The 23488-nt window shown below is 60.2% G+C and carries 22 protein-coding genes, 2 pseudogenes and 1 riboswitch; of the genes and pseudogenes, 11 read left to right on the top strand and 13 right to left on the bottom strand.

Annotated elements, in window-relative coordinates; genetic code table 11:
• Positions 1-87: 87 nt before the first annotated feature.
• A complete protein-coding gene (locus ACZ5IL_RS09980; RefSeq protein ID WP_079447254.1) occupies positions 88-822 on the bottom strand; it encodes a cytochrome c biogenesis CcdA family protein in 735 nt (244 codons plus the stop codon).
• A gap of 150 nt (positions 823-972) precedes the next feature.
• On the opposite strand from ACZ5IL_RS09980, the gene ACZ5IL_RS09975 reads away from it, so the two are divergent.
• Both ACZ5IL_RS09975 and ACZ5IL_RS09970 read left to right on the top strand, forming a co-directional pair.
• On the top strand, positions 973-1971 hold the full coding sequence (locus tag ACZ5IL_RS09975) for a P1 family peptidase (protein ID WP_464596620.1): 999 nt from the start codon (positions 973-975) through the stop codon (positions 1969-1971).
• A gap of 195 nt (positions 1972-2166) precedes the next feature.
• Positions 2167-2421 (top strand): hypothetical protein, encoded by a 255-nt coding sequence (locus ACZ5IL_RS09970; RefSeq protein WP_464596619.1) that lies wholly within the window; start codon positions 2167-2169, stop codon positions 2419-2421.
• On the opposite strand, the pseudogene ACZ5IL_RS09965 reads toward ACZ5IL_RS09970, so the two are convergent.
• Positions 2418-3594: pseudogene (locus tag ACZ5IL_RS09965) on the bottom strand (outer membrane beta-barrel protein). The gene ACZ5IL_RS09970 and the pseudogene ACZ5IL_RS09965 sit on opposite strands and share 4 nt — an antisense overlap.
• 339 nt (positions 3595-3933) lie before the next feature.
• Between ACZ5IL_RS09965 and rpe the strand changes: the two are divergent.
• Together rpe and ACZ5IL_RS09955 are read left to right on the top strand one after the other, a co-directional pair.
• A complete protein-coding gene (rpe, locus tag ACZ5IL_RS09960; RefSeq protein WP_464596618.1) occupies positions 3934-4635 on the top strand; it encodes a ribulose-phosphate 3-epimerase in 702 nt (233 codons plus the stop codon).
• A gap of 224 nt (positions 4636-4859) precedes the next feature.
• Positions 4860-5054, top strand: a riboswitch (cobalamin riboswitch).
• Between the two features lie 113 nt (positions 5055-5167).
• Complete coding sequence (locus ACZ5IL_RS09955; RefSeq protein ID WP_464596617.1) at positions 5168-7252, top strand: TonB-dependent receptor plug domain-containing protein; 2085 nt, start codon at positions 5168-5170, stop codon at positions 7250-7252.
• A gap of 198 nt (positions 7253-7450) precedes the next feature.
• On the opposite strand, the gene ACZ5IL_RS09950 is transcribed toward ACZ5IL_RS09955, so the two are convergent.
• Together ACZ5IL_RS09950 and ACZ5IL_RS09945 are read right to left on the bottom strand one after the other, a co-directional pair.
• A complete protein-coding gene (locus tag ACZ5IL_RS09950) occupies positions 7451-8014 on the bottom strand; it encodes a peptidoglycan-binding domain-containing protein (RefSeq protein WP_464596615.1) in 564 nt (187 codons plus the stop codon).
• 22 nt (positions 8015-8036) lie between these two features.
• Positions 8037-9866 carry a PAS domain-containing sensor histidine kinase gene (locus tag ACZ5IL_RS09945; RefSeq protein ID WP_464596614.1) on the bottom strand — a complete coding sequence of 610 codons (1830 nt, stop codon included), beginning with the start codon at positions 9864-9866 and terminating at the stop codon, positions 8037-8039.
• 417 nt (positions 9867-10283) lie between these two features.
• Here ACZ5IL_RS09945 and ACZ5IL_RS09940 point away from each other — a divergent pair, with 417 nt between their 5' ends.
• Positions 10284-10697 carry a DUF5330 domain-containing protein gene (locus ACZ5IL_RS09940; RefSeq protein ID WP_464596613.1) on the top strand — a complete coding sequence of 138 codons (414 nt, stop codon included), beginning with the start codon at positions 10284-10286 and terminating at the stop codon, positions 10695-10697.
• Between the two features lie 76 nt (positions 10698-10773).
• The gene (locus ACZ5IL_RS09935) at positions 10774-11205 is read left to right on the top strand and encodes a SufE family protein (RefSeq protein ID WP_309773818.1); all 432 of its coding nucleotides are present in this window, start codon (positions 10774-10776) and stop codon (positions 11203-11205) included.
• A 109-nt stretch (positions 11206-11314) separates the two neighbouring features.
• Here ACZ5IL_RS09935 and ACZ5IL_RS09930 read toward each other — a convergent pair whose 3' ends face one another.
• From ACZ5IL_RS09930 to ACZ5IL_RS09895, 8 genes and pseudogenes are all read right to left on the bottom strand, one after another.
• Positions 11315-11932 carry a DUF6456 domain-containing protein gene (locus tag ACZ5IL_RS09930; protein WP_464596886.1) on the bottom strand — a complete coding sequence of 206 codons (618 nt, stop codon included), beginning with the start codon at positions 11930-11932 and terminating at the stop codon, positions 11315-11317.
• Positions 11919-12302: a helix-turn-helix domain-containing protein gene (locus ACZ5IL_RS09925; RefSeq protein WP_464596611.1), complete on the bottom strand. Its 384-nt coding sequence runs from the start codon at positions 12300-12302 to the stop codon at positions 11919-11921. The genes ACZ5IL_RS09930 and ACZ5IL_RS09925 overlap by 14 nt, the downstream gene beginning before the upstream one ends.
• Before the next feature lie 1189 nt (positions 12303-13491).
• Positions 13492-13677 (bottom strand): annotated as a pseudogene (locus ACZ5IL_RS09920) (IS1595 family transposase); the annotation flags it as partial.
• A 9-nt stretch (positions 13678-13686) separates the two neighbouring features.
• Positions 13687-14100, bottom strand: coding sequence for a Ros/MucR family transcriptional regulator (locus ACZ5IL_RS09915; protein ID WP_079447268.1), 414 nt, complete (start codon positions 14098-14100; stop codon positions 13687-13689).
• A 129-nt stretch (positions 14101-14229) separates the two neighbouring features.
• On the bottom strand, positions 14230-15018 hold the full coding sequence (locus ACZ5IL_RS09910) for a hypothetical protein (RefSeq protein WP_464596609.1): 789 nt from the start codon (positions 15016-15018) through the stop codon (positions 14230-14232).
• A 299-nt stretch (positions 15019-15317) separates the two neighbouring features.
• A complete protein-coding gene (locus tag ACZ5IL_RS09905) occupies positions 15318-16724 on the bottom strand; it encodes a M20/M25/M40 family metallo-hydrolase (protein ID WP_464596607.1) in 1407 nt (468 codons plus the stop codon).
• Between the two features lie 36 nt (positions 16725-16760).
• Positions 16761-18056 (bottom strand): glycosyltransferase family 87 protein, encoded by a 1296-nt coding sequence (locus ACZ5IL_RS09900; protein ID WP_464596885.1) that lies wholly within the window; start codon positions 18054-18056, stop codon positions 16761-16763.
• A 122-nt stretch (positions 18057-18178) separates the two neighbouring features.
• Positions 18179-19744: a helicase HerA-like C-terminal domain-containing protein gene (locus tag ACZ5IL_RS09895; protein WP_464596605.1), complete on the bottom strand. Its 1566-nt coding sequence runs from the start codon at positions 19742-19744 to the stop codon at positions 18179-18181.
• A gap of 313 nt (positions 19745-20057) precedes the next feature.
• Between ACZ5IL_RS09895 and ACZ5IL_RS09890 the strand changes: the two genes are divergently transcribed.
• From ACZ5IL_RS09890 to folK, 5 genes are all read left to right on the top strand, one after another.
• The gene (locus tag ACZ5IL_RS09890) at positions 20058-20288 is read left to right on the top strand and encodes a hypothetical protein (protein WP_464596603.1); all 231 of its coding nucleotides are present in this window, start codon (positions 20058-20060) and stop codon (positions 20286-20288) included.
• Positions 20285-20692 (top strand): DUF4332 domain-containing protein, encoded by a 408-nt coding sequence (locus tag ACZ5IL_RS09885; RefSeq protein WP_425905116.1) that lies wholly within the window; start codon positions 20285-20287, stop codon positions 20690-20692. The genes ACZ5IL_RS09890 and ACZ5IL_RS09885 overlap by 4 nt, the downstream gene beginning before the upstream one ends.
• A gap of 83 nt (positions 20693-20775) precedes the next feature.
• Entirely contained in the window at positions 20776-21651 is an 876-nt protein-coding gene (folP, locus tag ACZ5IL_RS09880) for a dihydropteroate synthase (protein ID WP_464596601.1), read from the top strand.
• Positions 21648-22013 carry a dihydroneopterin aldolase gene (gene folB / locus ACZ5IL_RS09875; protein ID WP_464596599.1) on the top strand — a complete coding sequence of 122 codons (366 nt, stop codon included), beginning with the start codon at positions 21648-21650 and terminating at the stop codon, positions 22011-22013. The genes folP and folB overlap by 4 nt, the downstream gene beginning before the upstream one ends.
• 8 nt (positions 22014-22021) lie before the next feature.
• The gene (gene folK, locus ACZ5IL_RS09870) at positions 22022-22513 is read left to right on the top strand and encodes a 2-amino-4-hydroxy-6-hydroxymethyldihydropteridine diphosphokinase (RefSeq protein ID WP_464596597.1); all 492 of its coding nucleotides are present in this window, start codon (positions 22022-22024) and stop codon (positions 22511-22513) included.
• A 113-nt stretch (positions 22514-22626) separates the two neighbouring features.
• Here the strand turns inward: folK and ACZ5IL_RS09865 are convergent.
• Positions 22627-23348 (bottom strand): IS5 family transposase gene (locus tag ACZ5IL_RS09865; RefSeq protein WP_464596595.1). Its coding sequence is split into 2 segments (ribosomal slippage): positions 22627-23063 and positions 23063-23348, totalling 723 coding nucleotides; the frame shifts between segments, so codons are not numbered across the junction.
• Between the last annotated feature and the right edge of the window lie 140 nt (positions 23349-23488).

The raw sequence follows: 23488 nt of genomic DNA, 5'->3' as shown, positions 1-23488 counted from the left end.
TCCTTGGCATCGTTCCCCGCGAACGCGGGGAAGACCTGCGCGCGTCATCCTACCGAGCGAGAGAGTAAAGTCAGGCGCCTCGTCCAATCATCCGAAATTCTGCAACGCCGGAAAGGTCTCCAGCAGCCAGATACTAGCGTTGGAGATCGTTCCGGTGAGAAACGCGATGCCGGTCAGCACCATGAGTACGCCAATTCCACGCTCGATCTTAGCGAGATGACGTTTCATCCGATTGAGCAGCGAAGAAAACTGTTCAACCATGAATGCCGCCAGCAGAAACGGAAGGCCGAGCCCGGCCGAATACACCGCAAGCAAACCCGCTCCCTTCACGACGGTGTCCTCCGCCGCCGCCACCGACAGGATCGCCGCCAGGATTGGCCCGATACATGGCGTCCACCCGAACGCGAACGCGAGCCCCATCACATAGGCGCCCCATAACCCGACCGGCTTCGGCGCCGTGAGCCGTCCTTCGCGCATCAAAAAGCCGATTCGCGTCAGCCCGAGAAAGTGCAGGCCCATGATGATGATGACGATGCCGGCAACGATCGACAACTGCGCCGACCAAGCCCGGATCAGGCTGCCGATGAAGCTCGCACTGGCGCCTAGCGCGACGAAGACCGTGGAAAAGCCGAACACAAACATCAACGCGGCGAGCATCACGGCCCGCTTCGAGGCCTTCACTGTCTCGTCGTGAGAAACGTGCTCGATGGTAGTGCCGGTGAGATAGATCAAATAAGGCGGCACCAGCGGAAGAACGCAGGGCGACAGGAAGCTGACAAGGCCCGCGACCATGGCGGCGGGAAAGGAAACGTCGTGAATCATGCGGCTACTTGCCCTGCCCTCGCGCCACGATGCAAGGGCTTCGCTTCCTTCCGCGACATTTGTGATCAGGCGTGATCGGTTGACCCGGGCTCGCCCGTGCCGTCATCTGACGGTCGGCCGTTTCCCATCGCCCGCAAACGAGACCGAACCATGAAGAACCTTCTTACCGACATTTCCGGGGTCCGTGTCGGCCACGCAGACGACACGAAGTTGGCGTCAGGCGTCACGGCGGTGCTTTTCGATACCCCAGTCGTCGCGGCGATGGACGTGCGTGGTGGGGGCCCGGGTACGCGCGACAGCACCCTGCTCGACCCGGTCAATACGGTGGAGCGGATCGACGCTCTCGCGCTGTCAGGCGGCTCTGCTTTCGGGATCGAGGCCGGCGGCGGCGTTCAGGCCTGGCTCGCCGAACAGCGGCGCGGCTTTGCGATCGGCGACGCGGTCATCCCCATTGTGCCTGGCGCGGTCGTGTTCGATCTCTTGAACGGCGGCGACAAGCAGTGGGGTCGTTTTGCGCCCTATCGCGATCTCGGTTACGCCGCCGCAGCGGCGGCGGGAAACGATTTCGCACTCGGCAGCACCGGCGCCGGGCTCGGCGCTACGACCGCCAATTTGAAGGGCGGCGTCGGCTCCGCTTCGGCCGCCACACCAAGTGGCGTGCGGGTGGCGGCGCTCGCCGTGGTGAACGCGGTCGGCTGCGTCACAGTCGGAGACGGCCCCTGGTTCTGGGCGGCGCCATTTGAATCCGGTGACGAATACGGCGGACGCGGGTTGCCGCCGTCGTTCACGCCGGAGATGCTGGCGATGCGATTGAAGGGCGGCGGGACAGCAAACGCTGGCGAAAACACTACGCTCGTCATCGTCATCACCGATGCGGTGCTTACCAAACCGCAAGCCAGACGGCTTGCGATCATCGCCCAAACCGGTTTCGCGCGGGCGATTTATCCAGTTCACGCTCCCCTGGACGGCGATATCGTGTTCGCTGCCGCCACCGGAGCCAAGCGAATCGATCCGCTTGTCGGATTGACCGAACTCGGAATGATCGCAGCCAACACGGTGGCTCGCGCGATCGCACGCGGCGTCTATGAAGCAAAAGCACTTCCGTTTCCGAACGCATTGCCGGCATGGAAGGACCGGTTTGAACGATAATTGCCCATCCGGGATTGTTAGTCGGGTCACAGGTTTTTCCATACACAGAACGGTATATAATTCAGGTATAGTATGCATATATACTTGTATTATCCGCCTGATTTAAGATTATTTTACAGTATAACTTGAGACAGTCCTCTGACCGACGGATGCTCTCCCCGTGCGCAATGTCGCGCATCTCAAGGGAGAAACGTCATGAAGAGAATCCTCGTTCTCACCACAGTCGTCAGCGCGCTCATGAGCGCGCCAGCTTTCGCCAAGGGCCAGGGCATCGGTATCGGCGCGAACGTGCTGACCGGCCGCGGCGGCGTGATTGGGCTGCTTGATGGACGTGGCGCGCTCGTTGTCAACACCTCGGTCACCACGGGCAAGAACGGCGTGCTCGGCGCGGTGCTCGGCCGCAGCCACGCTTTGGGCGGACTGCTTGGCGGCGGATGCGGCTGCCACTAGGTTGATGGAAGGCGGACGGGGCATCCCCGTCCGCACGCCGCCGATCCCGCAGCCGAACCTTTGTTTGACTTCGACGACGCCGCAGAAAAGCGCTTTGTAATCGACGACGTCACCACAAGCCCGTTCAAGTCATCACCCGAAATCAGCGAGCCCCTTGCATAGGCTACATCGACACCGACGGTCAGGTCGTCGCCAAAGTCGCGGGTCGCGCCGATACCGCAAGTCAACGTTTGCGCACGAAAGGGCGAATCCAGATATTCGGACATCGAATAGCCCGCAGAAGCCGTCAACGTCACCTCCGGCTTTACATTCCAGAAAACCATCGCCGAATATGCGGTATCGATGGTGATCGGCGAAATGGGAAACGTGGTTTCACTCGCGCGCCGCCATGCCGTCAGATCAATTCGAAAAGGCGTTGCGCGCCAGCTTAAACTCGCATCGAATAGCATTCGATCGACATTAGTAAAATCGGGATCGTGCCACGTTCCATACAACCGCGACACGGAAACAAAGGCGGTCACGCCATCGCCGCCATACTTTGCGAACAGAAACGGCTGCACCCTCTCGTTGTCGCGACGATAGCCGAACACATCGAACTCTTGCAGGTAGCGTCGTGCCGACAGGTTCACGGACGTGCCGATTTCGAACTTTCCGCTGACGAGACCAACACCGGGGATCAGCGTACCTCGCAGATATTGCTGCGGGTCGGGGAGAAAATCCTGAAAGATCGCGTTGGTCTGATTCAGGCTCGACCGGCCTCCCTCCGCGGTCGCGAATAGCTTGATCGGCCCGCGCCTGGCTTCGGCCCTGGCCGATTGGACCAATTCGGCTGAGCGCAGAGCGTAGGTGCTGACGTCGGCAATGGTCGATGTGGAATCCAGCGCGCAGGATCACCTTGCCGCCGCGAGCGGGCGTCACCTGCGGCTGCGCATAATGCATTGCATTGGCTTCTGCCGCGACGCCCAGCGTGTAGCCGTCGGCCTTCGTCCCCGCAGCCAATGCCGTGTCGGCGGCGACGAACGCGCTGCCGCCGGCCTGTCCGAGTGAAAATAGCGGATTGGAATCGAATCCGCCACGCAACCGGAGCGAAGCGGTGAAGTCGTCTTCGGCGCAGGCCTGGGAGCTGACGAGACCGAGGCATCCGACGAGAAGAACTACTTTAGGTATATACATACGACCTCACGTAATACGTCGAATAAACAACGAATACTTTGATCGTATGGTTATCGGATCATGAAAATCGACGCCGGGTGCGCAATGATGCGGATGTGGCGAACCCAAGGCTACCGCCCAAGAAGCTACCGCTCAGGGGGACTACCGCCCAATGCGCCTCATCGAACGAGCTTGCCGTCCGGTCGGCCGAGGGAGCCGGGATCCGGCTAACCGCAGCCAGGCTCCTGCCGTGCTCGCGTTCCGTCCCCCGCCCCGGTGCTGACGCCACTCATTGCCCCCGGACGCGGCTCATGATACGCGGGGCTCTCTCAAGCTCCGCAGAAATTTTCGGAAACGTTCATGTCCCAGACTTTTGTGCCGCGTCCTCTCGTTATCGCACCGTCGATCCTGGCCTCCGACTTCTCGAAGCTTGGCGAGGAGGTTCGCGCCGTCGATCAGGGGGGGGCCGACTGGATCCACCTCGACGTGATGGACGGCCATTTCGTGCCGAACATCTCCTACGGTCCCGATGTCATCAAGGCGATGCGCCCGCACACGAAGAAGATCTTCGATGCCCATCTGATGATCTCGCCGTGCGATCCTTACCTCGAAGCCTTCGCCAAGGCCGGTTGTGATCACATCACGGTTCACGTCGAAGCGGGACCGCACCTGCACCGCTCGTTGCAGGCCATTCGCGCGCTCGGCAAGAAGGCGGGGGTCACACTCAATCCCGCAACGCCGCTCTCCACCATCGAATACGTGCTCGACATGGTCGATCTGGTGTTGGTGATGTCGGTCAATCCCGGTTTCGGCGGCCAGAAGTTCATCTCCTCGGCGGTCGGCAAGATTCGGGATTTGCGTACGATGATCGCAGGGCGACCGATCGACATTGAGGTTGACGGCGGAGTCGGCCCCGACGTTGCGGGCGAACTCGGCGCCGCCGGCGCCAATGCCTTCGTGGCAGGGTCGGCGGTCTTCAAGGGCGGCACCATGGAGTCCTACAAGGCGAACATGGACGCGATCCGCAACGCCGCCGCTGCAGCGCGCGGCGAGGTGGTCTGACGCAAACGCCGGTACCGGCAGCGTATAGTTCTCGCCCGCGCCCGGAGCAGGAAGGTTGCAAGTCCGCCTGCCCCGGCGGCTTGCTCGCATCGGCAACATACAGCCTCGAGAATGCAGACAAAGCATATCTCGCCGGCGGCAACTTGTTGCTGCGGATATGCAACGCCACGAGGAAAAGCCGTAGCTGAGTCGTTCCGTCGATTGACATCGACTTTGTTCCCCCCCAAACAGATCGGCGACGGTTCTCCCTCGGGAGATCAAAAGGGAACGTGGTGCGGGATCATCCTAACGCCACGGCTGCCCCCGCAACTGTAAGCGGTGAATCTGCGTCACACGCCACTGGGATATCTCGGCCCCGGGAAGGCGACGCCAGGTAACGACCCGCGAGCCAGGAGACCTGCCGTCAACCCGTGGTCACACGCGAAGATGTCAGTCGGGGACTACAGACATCCGCTTCATCGGCGCCAACGTAGGCTCCCGTGAAACCTCGTTCGCTGTGACGTGCCACCGACGTCCTGCCGAGGTTTTCTTAATGTTTGGCTCCTCCTTGTCCGGGGTTTATCGCAGAAGCCTGCTTGCATCCACCGTCCTCGCCTCGCTGGGATCGGTCGGCCTGACTACGCCTTCGAACGCGCAACAATCCGCCTCTCCCAATCTGCTGCCTCCGATCCGGATCGCGCCGCCGCCGGATAGAACAACAGATTCACGGCCGCCATCGCACCGCGCGGCGTCGCGATCGCGCCGTGCGGCCCGTTCCGCTCCTCGACAACCTCCTGTCACTGAGACTCCTGTTCCGGGCACGATGGGTTCGACCGTGGTCAGCCCCACGGGGGTTGTGACGCCTGCAAGGCAATTGGCAAGCTCCATCACCATCGTCACCGAGAAGGATATACAGACCCAGCAGTACCGCACCGTTCCGGATATCCTGAGGACGGCTCCCGGTCTGAATGTGTTGCAAGCCGGCGGACCGGGCGCCCAGACTTCGGTTTTCATGCGAGGCACGAACGCCAACCACACCAAGGTGATCCTCGACGGAATCGACATCGGCGACCCCGGCAACGCGAATGGCGCATTCGACTATGCGCATCTTCTTGCGGCGGACATTCAGCAGATGGAAATTCTCCGGGGTCCGCAAAGCGGACTCTATGGTTCCGACGCAATCGGCGGAGTGATCTCCATCATTACAAAAAAGGGCGAAGGTCCGCCGCGCGCTACCGCGTCAATCGAGTCCGGCTCGTTCAAAACGTTCAACCAGACCCTCGGATTGAGCGGCTCCGAAAAGAACTTCAACTATGCGGTCAACGTCGCCCATCTCCATGCCGGAGATGTTCCTGTCACACCGCCGGAGCTTCTCCCGCCCGGACGGCAAGCGATCGGAAACAACTATGACAACATGACCTATTCGACCAAGCTCGGCGTCGATCTCAATGAGAATCTGACCGTCAATTCGGTGGTCCGCTATACTGACGCGACGCTGTTGTTCACGGGCGACGGTGGATTTCCAAGCACTCCCAACGCCACCCAGAGCACACACGCCGTCCAGCAACTCTTCAACCGCGAAGAAGCCGTATGGTCTCTGTTCGACGGGCGCGTCCAGAGCTACTTCGGTGTCAATTACACCAACAGCAGAGGCTACGACGCAGGTCCCGGCAGTCCGGTCACGACCACCACGGGCGAGCGCCTCAAGTTTGACTGGCGCACGGTGGCCGAAATTGCGCGTGACAACCATCTGGTCTTCGGCGCCGAGCATCAGACCGATCGCATCGACACCACCGATCTTGCCGCCAAGAACGGCAACAAGGCAGGCTTCATCGAGTTGCAATCAGCTCTCGCGAACCGCCTTTTCCTCGTTGCGAATGTCCGCCAAGACTCCAACGACCTGTTCGGCGAGCGTATGACCTACCGGGTCGCGCCGGCGATCATTGTTCCCATCACGGAAACGAAACTGAAAGCAAGCTACGGCACGGGATTCAAGGCGCCTTCGCTGAGCCAGCTGTTCCGGGACTTTCCAACCTTCAATTTCTTCGCCAATCGCAACCTGAAACCGGAAGATAGCCGCGGCTACGATGCCGGTTTCGAGCAACCTCTGTTCAACGATCGCGTACGGTTCGGCTCGACTTACTTCCATAACGACATCACCAACCTGATCGACTACAATGCCACGTTCACATCGTTGGTGAACGTGAACAGTGCGACGACCGAAGGCACCGAAACTTTCGTTTCGGCACAGATCACCGAGCGTTTCGGAATTCGCGCAGATTACACCTTTACCCGTGCCGTCAATGCCGCCACCGGTATGCAGCTGCTGCGCCGACCGAAGGAAAAGTGGAGCGCAACCGCGACCTGGCTCCCCCTCGATGCACTGACACTGTCGGCGACCGTGCTCCGCGTCAACGACTGGATTGATGTCACCCGCGACGGTTCAATCTCCGGAATTGTAGCGCCGGGCTATACGCTGGTGAACTTGCGTGGCGACTACGCCGTCAATGACCAGGTCAAGATATTCGGGCGGATCGATAATCTCTTTGATGCCCGCTACCAAAACCCGACCGGGTTCCTTGCGCCAGGCCTCGCGATTTTTGGCGGCATCCGGGTGGCAAGTTACGGGGTGCGATAGTTCTTGACCTCTCCCCGACGGAGAAAAGTGGAAGGCAGCGCGAGTCCACGCAACAAAAGAGCTCGCTAAAGCTATTTCCGGCTTTGATGAATCAAAGCCGGGCCTTTAGCTTTTTGTTTTGACGTGTTTTCTTTACGCGAACAGGTCATCCATCCTCGGGTCAAGCCCGAGGATATGTTTCGCTCGAAACGCTGTAGTCTAATCGATCGGCCGTCCGGTCAGGGCAACGAGCTCGCGCACGAGACGGTCGGACATCTGGCCGGTCACCGGCATCCGGCGAGCCTGCTCGAATTTCCGGATCGCTGCCTGGGTTTCGGGTCCGGCCGTTCCTGTCGGCTTAAATTGACCATAGCCATATTCCGTCAATATCCGCTGCACGGCGGCGACGCGACGATTCGCATTGATAAGATCGGCCACGGGATCGCTATGCGACCCAGTCGTTTTGACAGGATTGGTGGGCGCTTCTCCCGCACTCGCGTGCTGTTCTGTCGCCCCCGTCTGATCCGCCTCGACCGGTCGAGGCCGCGGCAGCGGATTGCTCTGTTGCACCAGCGGCATGGTGACAGCCGATCCGAACATCGGCGACGGATGATGGCCGGCCTGCATGAACATGGCGTTCGTGACGATGGCACCGATGGCGGTAAAAGCTAGGCACCCGGCAACGAGATCTTTCGGGCTATGCAGGAGCACGCGCATCGCGAGACCGCGCTCCTCGTCAACTTCGCTCTTCCTGGTTGCCACGCTGCGACGGCGTGGCCGCATCACGCCCTCTTCAACAATTTTTCTAGGCACTCTTCCTCACCCGGTAATCTTGATCCTGCTTGCCGGAGCGGGAGGCCGGCGTCAGCGTCGCGATGTTATTCGATGACGACTCCGCGTCGGGCACGAGTATCAGCGGCAACATGACGGTTACCGTGGTCCCCTCTTCTACCTTGCTCTGCACGTCGATCTCGCCCTGGTGCAACGCAACCAGACTCTTGACGATCGACAATCCAAGTCCAGTCCCTTCCTGACGTCGTTGATAGGTTTTCCCCGCCTGGAAGAAGGGGTCCCCGATCCGCTTAAGATCTTCCTGCGCGATGCCGACACCGTTGTCCATCACGCGCAGCGCCATGCGCGATCCTTCGACGCGGGCCGAGATCGTAACGCGGCCGCCCCGCTCCGTGAACTTGATGGCATTCGATACCAGATTCAGAACGATTTGTTTGAACGCGCGCGGATCGCCAATCATCTGCGGCAAATTTTCCGGAACACGCGTGACCAGTTCGATACCGTTGTCGCGCGCCTTGAGCGCGAGCAGATTGCTCCCGTTGAGCAGCACCTCGCGCGGCGTGAACGGCTCGGGCAATATCTCGAAATTCCCGGACTCCATTTTCGACATATCGAGAATGCTGTTGACCACCGATAATAGATGCTGGCCGGAGTCGTTAATGAGCTGGGCATACTCCTTGCGGCGCTTGGCATCGAGCGGCAGCGTCGCTTCCTGAACGATCATCTCTGAAAATCCGATGATGGCATTGAGCGGCGTTCGCAGTTCGTGGCTCATGGTCGCGAGAAACCGTGTCTTGGCAGCGTCAGCACGTTCGGCCGTGGTGCGCGCCAGATCCAGCGCGTGCTCCTGCTGCTTCCGGTCGGTGACGTCCCGCATCACCGCGACGACTTCGGGTTCGGCCAAGGAGGACGGCTCAAGCGGTCGGCACCGCATTTCCACCCATATGAAATCCCCCGAAGACCGCGCCTCTGATTTCGCACCAGATGCGACTTCGCGCCTGAGTCTGAATTCGACACTTTGGGCATCCTTGCCAAGTGCAGCCGCCGCGAGCGCAGTGAGATAGGCCGGGCGATCAGCGACGTGGACCCGGTCGAACAGACCATGGTCCTGTAACTCCGACACCGGCACGCCAAGCAGGGCTTCCGCGGCCGGCGAAATGAACTGCACGGCGCCATTGCGCCGGTGACGCGAAATCACGTCGCACATGTGGCGCGCCAGCAGACGATACCGGTCTTCCTCGACATTCAGCAGTGAGGCGCCGGTACGCATCAGCGCTTCGTAACCGAACGCTACCCCGGCGGCATAGAGCATGGCGGACGCAATACCGAACGCCATGAAGACGCTATGCGCCGCCGCGCCGGCATCGGGCAGTGGCACAACATCAAAATAGCTCATCGCGATCAGCGCGAGCACGCACGACACTGCAAGCATCGCGGCGAAGACGACGACACGGCGGGACGCGGACAGCGCCGCCTCCAGCGGAATCACAACGAGCCAGACGGCAGCGAACGATTCAATCCCGCCGGTCGGGAGCGCGATCATCATGACGAGACCGGCGAGCGCGATCGACGACAGCACGTGGGCGCCTTCGTAGCGGCCGGTGCGTGACAGGAAATAGGACAGCAAGATCGGCACGACGAGCCAGGCGAAAGCCACCACTTCCAGTGCCGTCGGTGCACCGCGGATCGCCAGATACATCGGAAACGCCGCGAGCGCGACGAGGCTGCCGAGCAGCCGCGGCCCCATGAAGGTTCGATGGCGTGCCCGCGTCAACGCGTCGTATCGCGCCGATGGATGCAGCAACGCGTCGAGACGGTCCTGGATGATGGTCAATGCGGTCACGTTGCTTGCGCTTCAGCTAACGTCGTATCCGACGCGCCGGAACGCCTCCATTTGCGGGCTCAACGTGTCAGAGTGAACTTAAGCGAACGCTAAGGCGAAGCTCACTTCGTCACGAAACAGCACACACGGATGGCTCTTTGTCGCCTTGCAACGCCGTCATCGGTGCGAATGGTGAACGCAAGGTTTCCGCCACCATATACCGATGACGCCGAGGACCGGCGTCGCGTCGGCGACCGCGGTCCGCAACACGCATCAATCGAAAATTTACGCCGAATCAAATTCGGCCGCCGTTTTGCGGGATTTTGTTTGCCCGAAGGCGCCGAGCATACGGGGGATTCAGGACCATTTGATAGGGAAAGGACAGATTGCGGAATTCAACGCAACGTGACGAAGATCAAAAACGCATAGGGACGCGACATGTTTTTCCTGCTTCGCATGGCATTCTGGCTCGGGCTCGTGCTCGTGCTGCTGCCGAGGGATGAGGCGCCCGAGGCGAACAAGGCACCCAAGATTGGGGCTTCCGACGCCGTATCGGCCGCCACAGCCGCCGTATCGGACATGAGTCAATTCTGCACACGTCAGCCGGGCGTCTGCGAGGTCGGGGGCCAGGCTGCCTCCGCAATCGGCCAGCGCGCGCAGGACGGCGCGAGAAAACTCTACCGGATCATCACCGAGAAGCGCCCTCCCGACCATACGGGGTCGATCGACGGCATTCCCTCCGTCGAAACGGCGGATTCCGGCGACACGCAGCATGACACCCTGACGCCGGCGGATCTGCAGGCGGAATGGCGTCTCGCTGCTCCGAAAACCGTCCCGGAACAATTCCCATAGATCGCCGGGTCCATATCGATTTTATGTCTCCATGGCCTTATATTAGCCAGCTGGGACACATTACACATGAGCCGTGATGACGACGATCGACGAGATCAGGGACAACTTTGAGCTTCTGGAAGAGTGGGACGACCGCTACCGGTACGTCATCGAACTCGGACGCACCCTTGAGCCCATGAGCGAGGCCGAGCACTCCGCGGCGAATAAGGTGCAGGGCTGCGCCAGTCAGGTCTGGCTGTCGCTCAAAGCCGGTCGCGGCGCTGACAGCCACCCGGTGCTGACCTATGTCGGCGACAGCGACGCGCATATCGTGCGCGGGCTGATTGCGATCCTGCTGACGCTTTTTTCCGGCAGAAAGCCACAGGACATTCTGGACACCGACGCGATCGCCGTCTTCGATGACCTCGGCTTCCGCGAGCATCTCACGCCGCAACGCTCCAACGGGCTGCGCGCGATGGTTGAGCGCATTCGCAGGGACGCGCGCGAAGCGCTGGCTGCCGCAGCCTGAGGCTGGTTTTCGCCTTTCGAGTTTCGGGCAAGAGGGAATGTGGGTCGCGCGAACGACGCGCGATCCCACCTGGAGCGTTTTCTTCACGCGAACGGATTCCAAAAACGCTCTAGCCGCTCGTGAACCTTGCATCGCTTGCCAGCCACGTCCGCACTTGGGCACTCGTTTCCGCACGCGCGTGGAGACCGTAGTGCCTCGCCAGCCTGTCCAGCGCCAGTTGCAGCACGACTTTCGCCGATCGCGGGGGCCACCCGCGTTCACGCTCGACATCTTCGAGCCCGCGAAGAAAGCAGCAGACGTCCATCAACAGGCCGGAAAATTCCGGTCCGCACGCTTCCAGCGCCAGCCGTACGCGCTGCCGCGCTGCCACGATCAGATCGGTCATCTCACAGGCGCCGGCTCCGGACCCGCGTCCTCCGGTCGGCGCCGACCAGTTCGAGGTCACTCGCGGCGTGAGATTCCCCCGCGTAAAATCCGCGCGCAATCTTTCGCCGGCCGCGAACTGATTGGGGCTGATCATGGCGCGTCCATCGCGACCCTTGCGCCGCGCCAGCCAGGCGAGAGGGCTCTCGCTGTCATTGGCCATCACGGTCGCAACGCCTGCGTCGGTCACGATCTCGCGCTCGGCAAGCGAGAGATGCTGCGCGCGAAACCGGTCCACGATTTCAACCGGCCGCTCTTTCGGGCGACGCGGCGATTTAGGGCCGCCGCGATTAGAGGCCATCATCGGATGGTCCATCGAGTCGTTCGCCGCAAACCGTGCACATCGCTTCGAGCGCTGCGAGCCGGCGATCAAGTCTAAGGTCATCGCGGCTGTCCTCCACGACGCGGCATGCATGCGAGACCGTGGTGCGATCACGATCGAAGGCACGGCCGATTGTCTCGAAACTCAACGCAAAACCGACGTGCGCCAGATACATGGCGACCTGCCGGGCATAGGCGGCGTGCGGCGCACCGCGGGTCGGCGATATCATCGCCGCAGCATCGAGACCAAACTCTCCGGCGACCAGTCGCGCGATATCGTGACAGACCAGCCTTGCCGAGGTTCGCGACCGCCGGCGGGATGCGGGTAAAGTGGACGGATAGATCAGAAGCATGGAACAGGCCCCTCTAGGAAAATAATCACATATCCTAGAGGTTGTTCTCTACCCGGGGATAGCATTTTTTAGCAAAATTTGAAGCTCAGGGTATCGTCGGGGAATGGATTTGGATAATATTCCTAATTATACTTGAAGTACCATTCTATTGATCAGTATGTCGTGGGTCCGTGACAGGGCAGCAACACAGTTGAGAGTTGAGCTTCCAAAGGCTTTGGAAGTTCACAAAACGTGAAATAGGATTTATCCTCTTTTGAGGATGATGAGTCCTAGAATCACAAAGGCCGCCCCGGCTGGACCCGGAAACGGCCTTTGCTTCGAGCCTCGCATTTCGAACTGCGAGGATGGTGTGGTCCCCGGCTCGAACCGGAGGGATCGCCAGTCAGAAGATGTTGCAGGGCCGATCTACTTTTCGAGGGCGGATCGGTCCCGCTTTTCTCTGACAATTCATATTGTAGGGCTCCCGAGACGATTCGCAAAAACCAATCCCGCCAGTTTCCCGGGGTAATTCCCGAAAAAAACACCAAAAACGCGGGCAAACGACAGAGCCTGCTTGCTACTGGAATCCAGAGGTTTTTGACGGGAACGAAGCAAAATAAAGAGAACGGGATGAAGTCTTGAAGCGGATGCTCAAGATGAAGCCGAAGCCTCATACGGCGACCAAGCCGCCAGCTAAGCCAGCAAGAAAATCTGTCCTTAAGAGAGGGGCGTCCTGAATGCGGCAATGGCTACTGTTTTCTCCCTTTGCAGTAGCGATAGCCACAATCGAAATATGGATTAGAAAAAACAAGTGGCCGCGATCTTTAGTGACGCTGAAGCCACGTCAAGGCGCGCGTAAATCCCTTGGTGCTGTCAGCCTCCGCGCCGAGTTGGATTATTAGCAGCGCGTCATTGCCCTCCAATATTGGCATTTTGCTCGTTAAAGATGAAACTCCTCCGGGGGACTCAATGCGCGCTCTGATTTGCTGTGGTGCCAAGTCGGTATCGACAAAAAAGCCGAATAAGTCTGCTGTAGCCGACCGAAAAGCGAGTTCAACAGGCTCCTTTGACATCGCACCTAATTCGGCTTGCAGACTAGGAACCAGATTGGAGACGTGAGAGACGGTTGCCTGTCCAAGCTGAACAATAACAAGATAGCGCATATTATCCCTTTGCTTTTCGCTACCGCCAAAACTTTAGCGCCATCTGCTTACGACATCTTGGCTTCGTCAGGTCTGCGATACATTAGGCGTTTGCCAACGATACCCTTAAGCGCGGCTTCGCTGCGCATCGTGTCGTTGTAACCAACTGAAATTCGGGTGCTGCAACGGAAATCAAACTCGGCAAGGTAGCGGTGCAGATGTTGTTCACCGCAATGCTGATAAACGCCTTTCAACCGCTCGCGCTATTTTCGGCGCCGGCGCTGTTGGCCAAGGCCCATGTTCTTGGCCAGTTGCGACCGCGTGACCGCGTAGTTGGGGGCCACCATGGGATAATCCGCGGGGAGCTTCCATTTGTCCCGATACTGCTCGGGGCTCATGTTGTACTGAGACCGCAGATGGCGCTTGAGCGATTTGAAGCGCTTCCCGTCCTCCAGGCAGATCAGGTAGTCGGCCGTCATCGATTTCTTGACCGGCACGGCGGGCTTGGTCGGTTCCGACGGTAATTCGCCCCGCCCGGACGACACGCGCAACAGCGCGGCATGCACCTGGCTGATAAGGGCGGGAATTTCCGAGGCCGGCGTCGTGTTGTTGCTAAGATAAGCGGACACGATCTCCGCCGTGAGGTCGAGAAAACTTTTACCCGCTGAATCGCTCATGATCTCAAATTTTCCGGATCGTAAAGCATCGATACGCTCGGAATGCGATCAGAATCGGCCTTTGCGCCCCAAGGAATATGACCGGATTGCTGCCGGCATGACAAGAACGGAGGGCGCGCACGCGGAACTTTATTTGGGAGACGGGCGGTCGGAGCCTTGATCGAGATGGGCGCGCAGTCGATCAATCGAGGCGAAGCGCATCGTGCCCTCCGACAGTTGGGCGTCGATCGTACCGTCGGAATAAAGCGAATAGGCCATTCCGTTGACCACACCGGACCTCAGCACGGTGACGGAGGACGCGTTGTGATCCGGAGGGGCGGACGGGCGATCGGCTCTCGATGCTGGCCGGGGCGCCTCAGGATCACGAGCATGTCTCGCAGACGCGGAGGAGCCGACCGGCCCGGATTGGTCCACGACCACCCGCTCGCGCTCCTTCATCATGGACGCAAACAGAAGATTGCGTCGTGGTTTCGGCTGCGATGGCTCGTCGGAGGATGCCGGAAACTCCGCATCCTCGACCGCGACAACGGTCTCGCGGTCACGGTCGAACACGTCCGCTTGCCGACGTGGCGAAAGGACAGAGGGCGTGGCGTTCCGATCGCTTCCCAGGTTTGGCGTAACCCGATCGCTGTCAGGCAGCGGAAGTGGGCGCTCTTCGATGTGCCTGCCCGACAGAATGGGCGTGTGGGCACTATCATCGCGATCGGCAACCGCTCCGGAGCCGAGTTGGTCCGCGACCCTTCGCAACTCGCGGACGACGACCGACAGACTGATCATAATCAGGCCAGTGCAGGTCACGACCGCGCCGGATACGACCAGGGTATCGCCGAAGCTGAACTCCTTGATGGGAATCCCGAAGGCGATCGTCACCAGACCGGCCACGAATACAACGAACCCGGCGACTAAAAGCACGCTCATCGAAAAGCTCCGCCCCCCAAAGGAGACGACAGCGCCTGATAGCAAAGCTATCCGGCCTCGCCGCCCGCCAATTCGGTCCCCCATTACCGACAACACGATGGCGATGAGGTCAACTGCAAACGACGGAAATGGTTCAATTCAACGGCAAAGGAGCGCTAGAATCCAGCGATCAGGCCAGCAGATCTGTTCGAACTTGTCTGACGTCGGATTTGGTGTAAGGCTTAGTCATCATCCTCTACACCTCAATCCAACGCCGCTCAATTCCGGGCGGCGTTTGCACATGAAGGCCGAAGCTGGCTTCAGCGCGGCGCTTCCGCAAGCGCAGCGAGAATCCGCGCCCACGACCGGATACCTTTGTGAAAACTTTTCAGGTCGTATTTCTCGTTGGGCGAATGGATATTGTCGTCCTCGAGGCCGAAACCGACTAGCACCGTGTCGAGACCCAGCGAGGTCTTGAAATCGGCAACGATCGGAATTGACGCACCGCAGCCGATCAGCTGCGCCTCCTTATTCCATTCATCGGTCAGCGCCTGCTTCGCGGCCGCGAGCGGCTTCATGTTCCAGTCGAGCGCAATCGCGGGCGCGCCGGCATGATCGAGAAACTCGACCGAGCAGTCCGCCGGCACGCGCTCCTTCACGAACGCACGGAAAGCGTCACGTATTTTTTTGGGCTCCTGACCCTCGACGAGACGGAACGAAATTTTCGCCGACGCCTGCGCCGGAATCACCGTCTTGGACCCCTCTCCCGTGTAGCCGCCGACAATTCCGTTGATGTCGCAGGTCGGTCGCGACACGACCTGCTCGATCAGCAAACGATCCTTTTCACCGGCAGGAATCGAGAGTCCGATCGGTTTCAGGAATCGATCTGGCGTTAGATCGAGCTGAGCCCACTGAGCGCGGATGTCGGACGGCAAATCCTTCACGCCATCGTAGAAACCGGGAAGTGTAATGCGGCCGTCATCGTCATGAAGGCCGCCAAGGATTCGGGTCAGGACCCGGATCGGGTTTTGAGCGCCGCCGCCGAAAAGGCCGGAATGCAGGTCGCGGTTCGCGGCTCTGATGATCACTTCCTCATAGACCAAACCGCGCAGCGACGTGGTGATCGCCGGCGTGTCGGGATCCCACATGCCGGTGTCGCACACCAAAGCGAAATCCGCGGCAAGATCCTTCTTGTTCTGCTCGAGGAAAGGCACGAAGTTTTTCGAGCCCACCTCCTCCTCGCCCTCGATCAAGATCGTCACGTCGAGCGGCAACGAACCGGTCACCGACATCCAGGCGCGGCAAGCCTCGACGAACGTCATCAACTGACCTTTGTCGTCTTCCGCGCCGCGCGCCACAATAATCTTCCGGCCATCCGCGTGGTTCGTCACCACCGGTTCGAACGGCGGCCGATGCCACAAATTCAGCGGATCGACCGGCTGAACGTCATAGTGGCCATAGAACAGAACATGCGGCCGCGATCCGGTGTTGCCGTTGCTTTTGGCGACGATCGCGGGATGGCCAGCCGTCGGGCGGACCTCCGCGGAAAATTTCAGTGTCGCGATATCGGCGGCGAGATGATCGGCCGCCGCCTTGCAATCGCTGGCAAATGCCGGATCGGCTGAGATCGATTTGATGCGGAGCAGCGCGAACAGCCGGTTCAGGCTGTTGTCGAAGTCGGCGTCGATGTGATCGAGGATGGCTTGCAGTTGCGGCGTGCCGGACATTTTTGTTGTCCCCTGAGTTGCGGGTTAAACGACCGTTCAAACTTTTTCTGGCGGAGCGACCGAATGCGGACCACTCGCCAGTGACGGGTGACGGATATGCCACGCCAATGCGGCGATCAGTATGAACGTCGCCGCGAGGTTGTTTCCGGCGGCTTGAAGAATTTTCGGAAACACCGGCAACGACAGCGCCATCAGCGCAAACGATGCGCCGAGCGCCAGACGCGAGATCACCCGCGCCTTTGGCCGAAAATCGAGCGCGGCACGATGAAACAGAATCGTTAATGGAAAGAACAGCCAAACGAAGTAGTACTGACGAGCCAGCGGCGATGCGAGCGTCATCAGGCAGAACAGAATCCCGACCTCCTCGGCGATCGATCGCTGCGTCATTTTCGCCCGCGCCGGAATGATGGCGATAAAGCCCAGCCCTATCGCAGCGAAGACAGCCAGCACGATTCCGTTCGCCGTCCTGTAATCGACATTGGCCACGTTCATGTATTGCGCCGGTTTGGCGGGATCGATCTGGTTATAATTGACCGGACGCACAAGCCGATGCGTGACGGCAATGATGGACTGATTGACCCAGGACCAGTTCTGGGCGTCACGCTGCCCGAACCCATGCTCCGAATTCGATCCGATCATTCCGCGGTACCACGTGGTCAGCTCAGAAACATTGCGGTCGAAGCCACGGATCGGAGCCGGCACCAGAAAAAGCAAAACGCCCAGGAACGCGACCATGCTTATCGCGCTCGTCCAATGACGGCGCCAAAGCAGATACGGCAGCACGGCGACGGGAAAGACCTTGATGGCCGCCGCGAGCGCAAACATGCTTCCCGACAGCCACCCGCGCCCCTGCCACAGACACCAAAATCCGAACAGCATCACCGCGAGAAGAACGAGGTTGGGCTGCCCGAGATCGAACATATCGAAGACGAAGGGGATCGTCACGATGCCCGGCAACGCCTCGAGCCAAGGACCAGGCGTCGTGCCCGCCCCTGTCATCGCGTTGGAGAGCTGCGCCGTCATCCACCATGCGACGGCATTGAGAAGGCACAGTCCAAGATACAGCGGAATCTTTCCGAAGGTGCTCGGTATGGCAAGCAGAATGGCCGACAATGGCGGGTAAAGGAAGGCGAAGCCCTCGCTCGGCCCTTGCGGATACAGATCGCCGCCGTGCAGTATCTGCTGCCCGGCCCAGTACCACAACGAATAATCCTTCGTCTTGCCGTGTCCCCAGATTTCCGGAACAAGAACGTCGGCAGTCAGCAGGATGCAGGCCACGAGAAACAGGACATCCAGCGGGCGTCGCAGCGATGGCCATCTCAGCACGAGCATTTTTCCGTTGTCACGCGGCGGCATCGTCCGCGCTCACTGCGTTATCAGATGAGCTTCAGGCTGCAAACTGTCTCGCACTCCTGCCAAGGCGCAACCATAAAGCCAGAGAGCAGCCTGGGCGATCACCGCCGCAGCAGCCCTCCGAGCGCACCGCGCACCAGCGCACGACCGACCGAACCGCCAAGCGAGCCGCCGAGCGACTTGCCGATATCAGCCACGACCCCCCCGACAACCTTGTTGGTGACGGAGCGGGTGACGCTGCGTGCGATCACCTGCCCGGTCGACAATCTGCCGCGGGGCGTGTTGGTCCCGAATACGCTGCCGACGATCGATCCGATCTGATCAAGAACGCCGCCGTTCGATCCATCCGTAGTCGCCGCGGTGCCCCCGACCCGCTTCTGAAGCATCTCGTAAGCCGATTCGGAATCGATCGCGGTGTCGTACTTTCCCTTCACCGGGCTGCCGGCAATGATCGCTTTACGTTCTTCAGGAGTGATCGGACCGATCCTCGCAGACGGCGGCCGTACCATCACACGCTCGACCATAGCCGGCGTTCCGTTGCCTTCAAGGCACGACACCAGAGCCTCGCCCTTGCCGAGTTCGGTAATGACCTGCGCCGTGTTCAGCTTCGGATTTGGCCGGAACGTCTGCGCCGCGGCCGCGACGGCCTTCTGGTCGCGGGGCGTGAATGCGCGCAGCGCGTGCTGAACCCTGTTTCCTAGTTGGGCCAGCACCTTGTCCGGGACATCGATCGGATTCTGAGTGACGAAATAAACCCCGACGCCCTTGGAGCGGATCAGCCGCACCACTTGCTCGATCTTATCCATCAACGCTTTGGGCGCATCATTGAACAGAAGGTGGGCTTCGTCGAAGAAGAACACAAGCTTCGGTTTTGGCGGATCGCCGACCTCTGGCAACTGTTCGAACAGCTCCGACAACATCCACAACAGAAACGTCGCATAAAGCCGCGGGCTCTGCATCAGCTTATCGGCGACCAGGATGTTGACCATGCCGCGGCCGTCGCGATCGGTGCGCATGAAATCGTTCAAATCCAGTGCCGGCTCACCGAAAAATTTGTCGCCGCCTTGATTTTCGAGCACCAAAAGCTGGCGCTGGATGGCTCCCACACTTTGCTTCGACACATTGCCGTACTGCGTCGTCAATTCTGCCGCATGTTCGGCAATGAAGGAAAGGATGGCACGAAGATCCTTCATATCGAGCAGAAGCAGCCCCTGTTCGTCCGCGACCCGAAAGGCAATGTTGAGCACGCCCTCCTGAGCCTCGCTCAAATCCATCATGCGGGACAACAGCAGCGGACCCATTTCAGACACGGTGGCGCGTACCGGATGGCCCTGCTCACCGAAAACATCCCAGAAAATTGTCGAGAACTGATCAGGCTGGAACCCAAGGCCCATCGTCCTGGCGCGCTCGAGTATGAAGTCCTTGGCTACGCCAGGCTCTGAAATGCCGGACAGATCGCCCTTGATATCGGCGACGAATACCGGCACACCCGCGCGAGAAAATCCTTCCGCCATCACCTGGAGCGACACGGTTTTTCCAGTTCCAGTGGCGCCGGTGACAAGACCGTGTCGGTTGGCGAGGCCCAGCGTCAGCCACACCGGCTGCTCACCTTTGCCGATGAAGATACCTTGATCGGTATCGCCGATCCCGGTCGCGGTCTTCGCCATGAGCACCTCTTCGTGATCCCGTCGTCGAACCATCATTCTACTTCAAGTTCCGCGCCGATTGAAACCGGCGAACCCCAACGCGGCGCTCGAAATCTTCCAACGGAGCAGAAGCTTTCTAACTCGCAAATGACCGGCGATCGCGATGTTTTCGGCATAATCGAGTACGCAGGTCTTGCATCTCGGCAACACTCGTCGTGCGATTGCAGATCAACGAGCGTTTGTTCTGCCTGCTGACTTGTCTTTCGCATCCCGACGGTATCAAGATGAAAGCATAAATAACGAGCCGGCGAGCAACCGGTGGAGGCGGGGTACCATGAACGAACTGGTGGAGCGGCGTGCCGCGACAGTTGGCACCGCTGTCGCGGAAGCAGTCGTCGGCACGATCCCGGACTTTCGCAGCAAAGAAGGGGCTGGCGACAAGGTTCTATCAGCGGTCGTTACGAAAACCGACACGAAAAGCTCGATTGTGGTTTCCCGTAACTGGATAGGCCGCTCAGCGTTCGCCAGCCCTCAATACGCACCGTTAGACCGCCGAACGTCATGACATATCCAATCTCCAAGCTCGAAGGGCTGAGCGCCCCCGACGCCAAAAAGCTGAGATCTATCGGCATTAGAACGACCGATGCCTACCTCGAAGCGGCGCGCACGCCGAAAGGCCGCAAGGCGCTTGCCGCCAAGACCGGCATCAGCGAACAGCAGCTCCTGGAGTGGGCCAATCTTGCCGACTACATGCGTATTCCGGGGATGGGCAACGGGAAGACCAAGCTGCTGCGCGCGGCCGGCGTTACCACTGTGCGGGAATTGACGCATCGTAACCCGGCCCGTCTGGCTCAAGCCATGAAAGATGTGAATACCAAGCGCAGACTTGTCAGCGTTCTTCCTTCGGAGAAGTCGATCGGCACGCTGATTGCGCAAGCGCGGAAGCTTCCACTCAAGATCACCTATTAAGCCGCCCGCTGCTGCACGGCCCGCCCCTCTGAAGGGGCTTTTCGCGCCTTGACAGCATGTGCTGGACCGCGCAAAGCCACCGCATGGCGTCGGCAGATTCAATGTCCAGACCTGTGGCGGATGATACCCGTCATCCTATGCTTGACGCGCTCCTGTCGCGGCCATATCCGGCGGTCATGGGGGTCCTGAATATCACCCCCGACTCATTTTCCGACGGCGGTCAGTTCATGACGCCCGACCGGGCCTTGGCGCAGGCGCGCCGCATGATCGCGGAAGGGGCCGACATCATCGATATCGGCGCGGAATCCACTCGCCCCTACGGATCTCAGCCGGTCTCGCACGATGAGGAGATGCGGCGGCTGAAGCCGGTGCTCGCGGCAGTGGTCGCGCTTGGAGCCCCCATATCCATCGACAGCATGAAGTCCTCGATGGTCGAGTGGGCGCTTGAGAACGGGGTCGCAATCGCCAACGACGTCTGGGGATTGCAGCGCGATCCGGACATGGCCCGCGTCGTCGCCACGCATAATGCGCCCGTCATTGTCATGCATAACCGGGACAAGCCCGACGATACGCTCGACATCATCCAGGACATCGCGGCGTTCTTCCAACGATCGCTGGAGATCGCGGCGAAAGCCGGCATACCTGCCGGCCACATCGTCCTCGATCCGGGCATCGGTTTCGGCAAAACGCCGGAACAGAGCATGATTACTCTGGCCCGGCTCGACGAACTGCGGACGCTCGGCCTGCCGATTCTCGTGGGCGCGTCCCGTAAGCGCTTCATCAGCACGGTGGTACCGTCAGAGCCGGACGAACGGCTAGGCGGCTCGCTCGCGGCGCATCTGATCGCGGCAAGAGGCGGCGCGCGCATCATCCGCACACATGACGTGGCGGACACGGTGCAGGCGCTGCGGGTGGCGCACGCCATCGAGTCCACAACAGTCGGGATGACCGGACCATGACCGGCACGATCTTTATCCGCGGCCTCGTAATTCACGCGCAGCATGGCGTCATGGAGCACGAGACCGAAGTCGGCCAGCGCTTCGTGATGGACATCGAACTATCGACTGATCTTTCCGAATCCTCCCGCACCGATCGTCTCGCCGATACGGTGTCCTATGCCGGCGTGGTGGCAACAGCCAGCGCCGCGTTCAAGGATGCCAACTACAAGCTGCTCGAACGTGCCGCAGGGGCCGTTGCCGATGCAGTTCTGGCTGCTTTTCCGCGCGTGATCACGATCAAGATCACCGTGCACAAGCCGCACGCGCCGATCCCGGCGATTTTCGACGACGTCGGCATTTCGCTCACTCGCAGCAGGGAATAGCTGTCGCGATGGCCAGTGTCCTGATCGCACTCGGGGGAAACGTCGGAGACGTGCGACAGACCTTTCGCAAGGCCATCGCCAACATCTGCGGCATGGCGCAGGCCGAACTTCTTGCCCGTTCGTCCGACTACACCACGCCGCCATGGGGCGACGAGAACCAGGCTCACTTCATCAACGCCTGCATCGAGATCGACACCCGCCTCGACCCGCACGCGCTGCTGTTCACGCTGCACAAGATCGAGAAGAAATTCGGTCGCGACCGCGGCACCGAAAAGCGCTGGGGACCGCGCACGCTGGATCTCGATCTGATCGCCTATGACGACGCCGTCCTCGACAAACCGGAACTGACGCTGCCACATCCTCGCCTGTTCGAGCGCGCCTTCGTTCTGGTTCCGCTTGCCGAAATCGCGCCGGACCGCGTGATTGCAGGGCGAACGGCGGCTACGGAGCTGGCCAACATATCCACCGCCGGAATCGAGCGCCTCCCCGACCTCCACTGACCGATCCGCAACGACCGTTTGGCTTGTCAGCCGCCGCGTGGCATTTTGAAAACCCGGAGCATTTTCGCTTCTGATTGAATCAGAAGCGAAGCTCTAGGCTCAGGACTCATTGATCAGAGCCAAAAGATGACGGCTGCAGCGATGCAGATGGCAGACATGAAGGTATGTGAGCATCGATCGTAGCGGGTGTGGATGCGGCGCCAGTCCTTGAGCCTGCCGAACGCATTTTCGATCTTGTGTCGTTGGCGATAGAGCATGCGGTCATGTTCGATCGGCTTTGCGCGGCTGGCCTTCGATGGGATGCAGGCCGTGATGCCGCGGGCCGCGAGCGGCTGGCGGAACCAGTTGGCGTCGTAGCCCTTGTCGCCAAGCAACTGCTTCCCGGGCGGCAGCGCATCGATCATCAAGGCCGCCCCCTTATAATCGCTCATCTGGCCTTCGCTGAGCAGCATGATGACAGGGCGTCCCTGACCGTCGCAGACGGCGTGCAGCTTGGAGTTCAAGCCGCCCTTCGTGCGCCCGATACATCGGGGAACAGGTCCTTTTTTAAAAGGCTGGCGGCGGTGCGATGCGCCTTCAGATGCGTCGCATCGATCATCAGGAGAGAGGGCTTGCCACCTTTGCGTGCCAGCTCGGCAAAGATATTGTTGAACACGCCGAGCCGGCTCCAGCGCACGAACCGGTTATAGATCGTCTTATGCGGACCATAGCCGGGCGGCGCATCGCGCCAGCGCAGACCGTTTCTGATGACGAAGACGATGCCGCTGATCACCCGTCGATCGTCAACCCTCGCAATCCCGTGCGACAGCGGAAAATACGGCTCAATCCGGCGCATCTAAGCCTCCGACAGCAACAACAAATCGGCCATGGCGATGTCCCCCAAACATCGCCATTGAATCAACCCGCCAGTCCTCTCGCAACAGATTTAATGGGTCCTGAGCCTAGATGTTGTTCTGACGTGTTTTCTTCACGCGA

The organism is Nitrobacter sp. CN101 (assembly GCF_055390255.1).
The sequence above is the reverse complement of the archived record's forward strand: the minus strand, read 5'-3'. Positions and strand labels throughout refer to the sequence as shown.